General features: G+C 68.2%; 5 protein-coding genes. 4 read left to right on the forward strand and 1 reads right to left on the reverse strand.

The genetic code is table 11. The features are described 5' to 3' along the window. Both APM_RS10895 and APM_RS10900 read left to right on the forward strand, forming a co-directional pair. The coding region (locus APM_RS10895) for an SDR family oxidoreductase (protein ID WP_007423429.1) at positions 1–600 on the forward strand (600 nt) is incomplete at its 5' end. Continuing rightward, positions 590–2,011, forward strand: a complete 1,422-nt coding sequence (locus APM_RS10900; RefSeq protein ID WP_007423430.1) for a rhamnulokinase family protein — start codon at positions 590–592, stop codon at positions 2,009–2,011. The genes APM_RS10895 and APM_RS10900, both read left to right, overlap by 11 nt. A 15-nt stretch (positions 2,012–2,026) precedes the next feature. On the opposite strand, the gene APM_RS10905 is transcribed toward APM_RS10900, so the two are convergent. Beyond that, positions 2,027–3,922 (reverse strand): methyl-accepting chemotaxis protein, encoded by a 1,896-nt coding sequence (locus tag APM_RS10905; protein WP_007423431.1) that lies wholly within the window; start codon positions 3,920–3,922, stop codon positions 2,027–2,029. Between the two features lie 156 nt (positions 3,923–4,078). Between APM_RS10905 and APM_RS10910 the strand changes: the two genes are divergently transcribed. Next, positions 4,079–4,639: an HPF/RaiA family ribosome-associated protein gene (locus APM_RS10910; RefSeq protein ID WP_007423432.1), complete on the forward strand. Its 561-nt coding sequence runs from the start codon at positions 4,079–4,081 to the stop codon at positions 4,637–4,639. 59 nt (positions 4,640–4,698) lie between these two features. Continuing rightward, positions 4,699–4,854: DnaJ domain-containing protein (locus APM_RS20385; protein WP_007423433.1), on the forward strand; the 156-nt coding region annotated here is incomplete at its 3' end.

Consider the following 4,854-nt stretch of genomic DNA (forward strand, 5'->3'; position numbering starts at 1 on the left):
GCCGCCGTCGGCACGGCGTTCGAGGAGACGGTGCTGGCCTATGGCGGCGTCGATGTCGTGGTGAACAACGCGGGGATCAGCCGCAGCGCGCCGATCGAGGAGACCAGCCTCGCGGACTGGCAGGTGCAGTTCGACATTCTCGCGACCGGTTACTTCCTCGTCGCCCGCGCGGCCTTCCGCATCCTGCGCGCGCAGGCGGGCGGCGGGTCGCTGGTGTTCGTCGCCAGCAAGAACGCGGTCGCGGCCGGGCGCAATGCCGGTGCCTATTCGGCGGCGAAGGCGGCGGAACTGCACCTGGCCCGCTGCCTCGCCGAGGAGGGCGGCGGCGCCGGGATCCGGGTGAACACGGTGTTGCCGGACGCGGTGCTGGCCGGATCCTCGATCTGGAATTCCGCCTGGCGGGCGGATCGTGCCGCGACCTATGGCATCAGCGATGACGAGCTGGAAGCGCATTACCGCGCGCGCACCACGCTGAAGGTGAACATTCTGCCGGAGGATGTGGCCGAGGCCGTGTTCTTCTTCGCCTCCGGCCTTTCGGCGAAGACGACCGGCGGCGTGCTGACCGTCGATGGCGGCGTGCCGGCGGCCTATGTCCGCTGAGGCGCCGCGCCACGTCGCGATCGATCTCGGCGCTTCCGGCGGACGCGTCGCCTGCGGCGCGGTCACGGAGGGCGTTCTGGATTTCGAGATCGTCCACCGGTTTCCGAACCGGCCGGTGCGCCTCGGCCGGCATCTCTACTGGGATGTGCTGCGGCTGTGGCAGGAAATCCGGGACGGACTGCGCAAGGTCGCGCGCGGGGGGGCGGTCGCCAGTCTCGGCGTGACGACCTGGGGCGTCGATTACGCGCTGCTGGATGCCGACCGGGTGCCGCTCGGCATGGTGCATTGCTACCGCGACGAGCGGACCGCGGGGGCCTATGACCTGATCGCGCCGCGGCTGCCGCGCGAGGCGATCTATGCCGCCACGGGCATCCAGTTCCTGCCGATCAACACCTTGCCGCAGCTTGTCGCGGCGCGGCGGGATGCGCCCCGCCTGTTCGACCATGCGGCACATCTGCTGATGTTGCCCGACCTGCTGAACTTCTGGCTCACCGGCCGGATCGTCGCCGAGCATACCAATGCTAGCACGACCCAGCTCTACGATCCGGTGCGTCGTGGCTGGGCGGAGGCGCTGATCGCCGCGGCGGGGTTCGATCCCGCGATGTTTCCGGAACTGGTGGAGCCCGGAACGGTCCTGGGTCCGCTGCTGCCGGAGATCGCGGCGGATACCGGACTGCAGGGCGCCGTGGTGGTGGCCCCGGCGACGCATGATACCGCGAGTGCCGTCGCCGCGATTCCGGCGGCGGACGATCTGCCCTGGAGCTACGTCTCGAGCGGGACCTGGTGCCTGACCGGCATCGAGGTGACGGCGCCGGTGCTGACCGCGGCGGCGCGGGAGGCGAACGTGACCAACGAGCAGGGCGTGCGGGGCACGACGCGGCTGCTGCGCAACACGAGCGGATTGTTCCTGTTGCAGGAATCGATGCGCGGCTGGGGCGATCCGCCGATCGAGGCGCTACTGGCGGCGGCGGAAAAGGTCGCGACCGACACCGTGATCGACGCCGAGGACCCGCTGTTCCTGCAGCCGGGGATGGACATGCCGGCGCGCATCGCGCGCTGGTGCGCGGCGCACGGACGACGCGCGCCCGAGAGCGAGGCGGCGGCGACGCGGGTGATCCTGAACAGCCTGGGCGAGGCGATCGCCCGCACCCTGCGCATGGTCGACCGGGTGGCGGACCGGCGGAGCCGGACCGTGCATGTCGTCGGCGGTGGCTCGCGCATGGCGCTGCTCAATCAGGCGATCGCCGATGCGGTGGGGCTCGAGGTCGTGGCCGGGCCGGTGGAGGCGACGACCTCTGGCAATCTGCTGCTGCAGGCCGAGGCTCTCGGCGTCATCCACGCGGGGGACGCGCGCGCGGTGATGCGCCGGTCGGCCGCGTTGGCGCGATATGCGCCGCGCGCCGAGGCGTGATGGCGCGGCTTCGCCTCAGAACTCCTCCCAGCCTTCATCGGCCATGGTCGGTTCCGGCATGCGCCGGGCGGGCGGTGCCGCGGCCGGCCGTTCGGCCGGAGCCGGAGAGCGCACCGGTGCCGGAGCAGACTCCTCGATATCGAAGCGGTGGATCAGGGCTGCGAGCTGCTTGACCTCACGCGCCAGGTTGTGGCTTGCCGCGGTCGACTCCTCGACCATCGCAGCATTCTGCTGGGTCGCCTGGTCCATCTGGCTCACGGCATCGTTGACCTGGAGCAGGCGGGCGGAATTGCCCTGCGCGCCGCTGGCGATGTCGCTGACGACCTGGTTGATCTCGGCGATCTGGGCCACGATGCGTTCCAGCGCCTTGCCGGTCTGCCCGACCTGATCGACGCCGGCGGCGACCTGCTGGTTCGATTTCGAGATCAACGCCTTGATTTCCTTCGCCGCATCGGCCGATCGCTGGGCCAGCGCCCGCACCTCGGAGGCGACGACCGCGAAGCCGCGCCCGGCATCGCCCGCGCGGGCCGCCTCGACGCCGGCGTTCAGCGCAAGGAGATTGGTCTGGAAGGCGATTTCGTCGATCACGCCGATGATGTTGCCGATCTGCTCGGCGGAGGTCTCGATTTCGCCCATGGCGGCCACGGCGCGGGCGACAACGGCGCCTCCGCGCCCGGCATCCGCCATGGCGGCACTGACGGCCTCGCGCGCATGGGCGGCATGGGTTGCGGTGCCGCTGACGGTTTCGGTGATTTCGCTGAGAGTGGCGGCGGTTTCCTCGATCGTTGCGGCCTGGTGTTCGGTGCGCCGCGCCAGATCGTCGGCGGCGGCGGCGATTTCGCCGGTGCCGGAGCGGATTGCCGAGGTGTTCGCGGCGATCACCCGCATCGTGTCCTGAAGCCTCTCCATCGCCGCGTTGAAATCGGTGCGCAGGCGTTCGTATTCGGCGGCGAAGGACGTGTTGAGGCGATAGGTAATTCGCCCGGCAGCGAGATTCTCAAGGCCGGTCGCGATGGATTCGACGACGAATGCGAGTTGCTGCGCCGCTTGTTCGCGCTCGGCCGCGCTTCGTGCGGCCTCGGCCTCGCGCGCCGCGCGTGAAGCGGCCGCCTCGGCTTCGAGCCTGGCTTTCTCGATGCCGGCCGCCTTGAAGACCTCGACGGCCCGGGCCATGCCGCCGATTTCATCGGCGCGCGCGACATAGGGCACCTCCGCCTTCAGGTCGCCCTTCGAGAGCCGCGCCATCGCACCGGTCATGGCCTTCAGGATTCCGGCGATGTTGCGCTGGATGAAATACATCGCGACCAGGAAGAGCAGGAAGACCGGTACGAAGATGCCGACGAAACGGGCAACGTTGCTCCAGAACGAGGTGCGCAGGTCGCTGACATACATGCCGGTGCCGATCACCCAGTTCCACCCGGGCACCTTGGCCATGTAGGAAATCTTGGCCTCGGGCGTCTTCGAGCCGGCCTTCGGAATGTAGTATTCGTGGAAGATCGGGTGGCCCGCCAGTGCCGCCTTCAGCATCGGCCGGATGATGTAGGTGCCGTAGGCATCCTTGGTGTTGCTGCGGTTCGTGCCGATCAGGGCCTTGTTGGCGTGCTGGATGATCGTGCCGTCCTTGTCGTCCACAAAATAGTAGTTGCCGTGATCGAACCTGGCGGCGCCGAGAATCTCGAGAGCCAGGCCCTGCGCCTGGTCTTCGGTCAGGGCGCCGTATTTGGCGAGGCGGACGAAGGAGCCGGTGAGGGCGACGGCATTGTTCACCAGGGTGCGGACTTCCGCCTTCTTCGCGTTCAGTTCGAGGTGATAGGCGCCGAGCAGGCTGATCACCAGGGCGGCAATCGTCATGGTGATACCGAAAAGGCCGATCGCCGCGAATTGATGACGAATCGAAAGCTTGTGAAGCACGCCATACTCCCGATGTCTGTGCACTGCGCGCAGGGAAACAGAAAATCCTTAACGAAAGATTGGGAATGGCGGACGCGTCTTGACGTCGGTCAATGCGGCGGACGGATGAAGGCCTAGGCTGTTCATGTGACAGGCAAGAGCCAAGGAGAAGTCGCAATGACCCTGCCGCTGCAGATCACCTTCAAGGACATCGACCGTTCCCCCGCGCTCGAGGCGCGCATCCGCGAGAAGGCGGAGGCGCTGAGCCGGTTTGAGGCGCGGATCCTGCGCTGCCATGTCATCATCGAGGCGCCGCACCGGCATCACCACAAGGGCAAGCTCTACCGCGCACGGATCGAGATCGCGGTGCCGCGGGGCGATATCGTGATCAACCGGGAAAGCCCGGAGAACCACGCGCATGAGGATCCGTATGTCGCGGTTCGCGACGCGTTCGATGCCGCGGTACGCAAGCTGGAGGACCATGCGCGGCGGCTCGACGACGCGGTGAAGCACCATGAGGAGGCGCTGGTCCATGGTCAGGTGGTCCGGTTCGTCGCCGATGCCGACTATGGCTTCATCGCGACGGATGACGGGCGCGAAGTGTATTTCCACCGCAACAGCGTGGCCGGAAACGGGTTCGCGCGGCTGCGCGTGGGCGATGATGTGCGCCTCGCCGTGGCCGAGGGGCGGGACGGGCCGCAGGCGAGCCTCGTGCGCCCCGCCGGGCGGGGCGGCTGACAGCCGTCCCGCGGCGTGCTTTGATCGCGACAGACGACGCTGTTCCGGGATGAGGCAGAGTGAAGGATCCTTACGACGTTCTGGGTGTGGCGCGCGATGCGGGGCAGGATGACATAAGGCGGGCCTATCGCCGGCTGGCGAAGGACCATCATCCCGACCTCAACCCCGGCAACGCGGCGGCGGAGGCGCGGTTCAAGGAGGTCTCGGCGGCCTAT

This window comes from Acidiphilium sp. PM (assembly GCF_000219295.1).
GTDB lineage: Bacteria > Pseudomonadota > Alphaproteobacteria > Acetobacterales > Acetobacteraceae > Acidiphilium > Acidiphilium multivorum.

Coding starts and splice junctions, on each gene's coding strand:
- APM_RS10900 (WP_007423430.1), top strand. CDS start 590: ATGTCCGCTGAGGCGCCGCGCCACGTCGCGATCGATCTCGGCGCTTCC.
- APM_RS10910 (WP_007423432.1), top strand. CDS start 4,079: ATGACCCTGCCGCTGCAGATCACCTTCAAGGACATCGACCGTTCCCCC.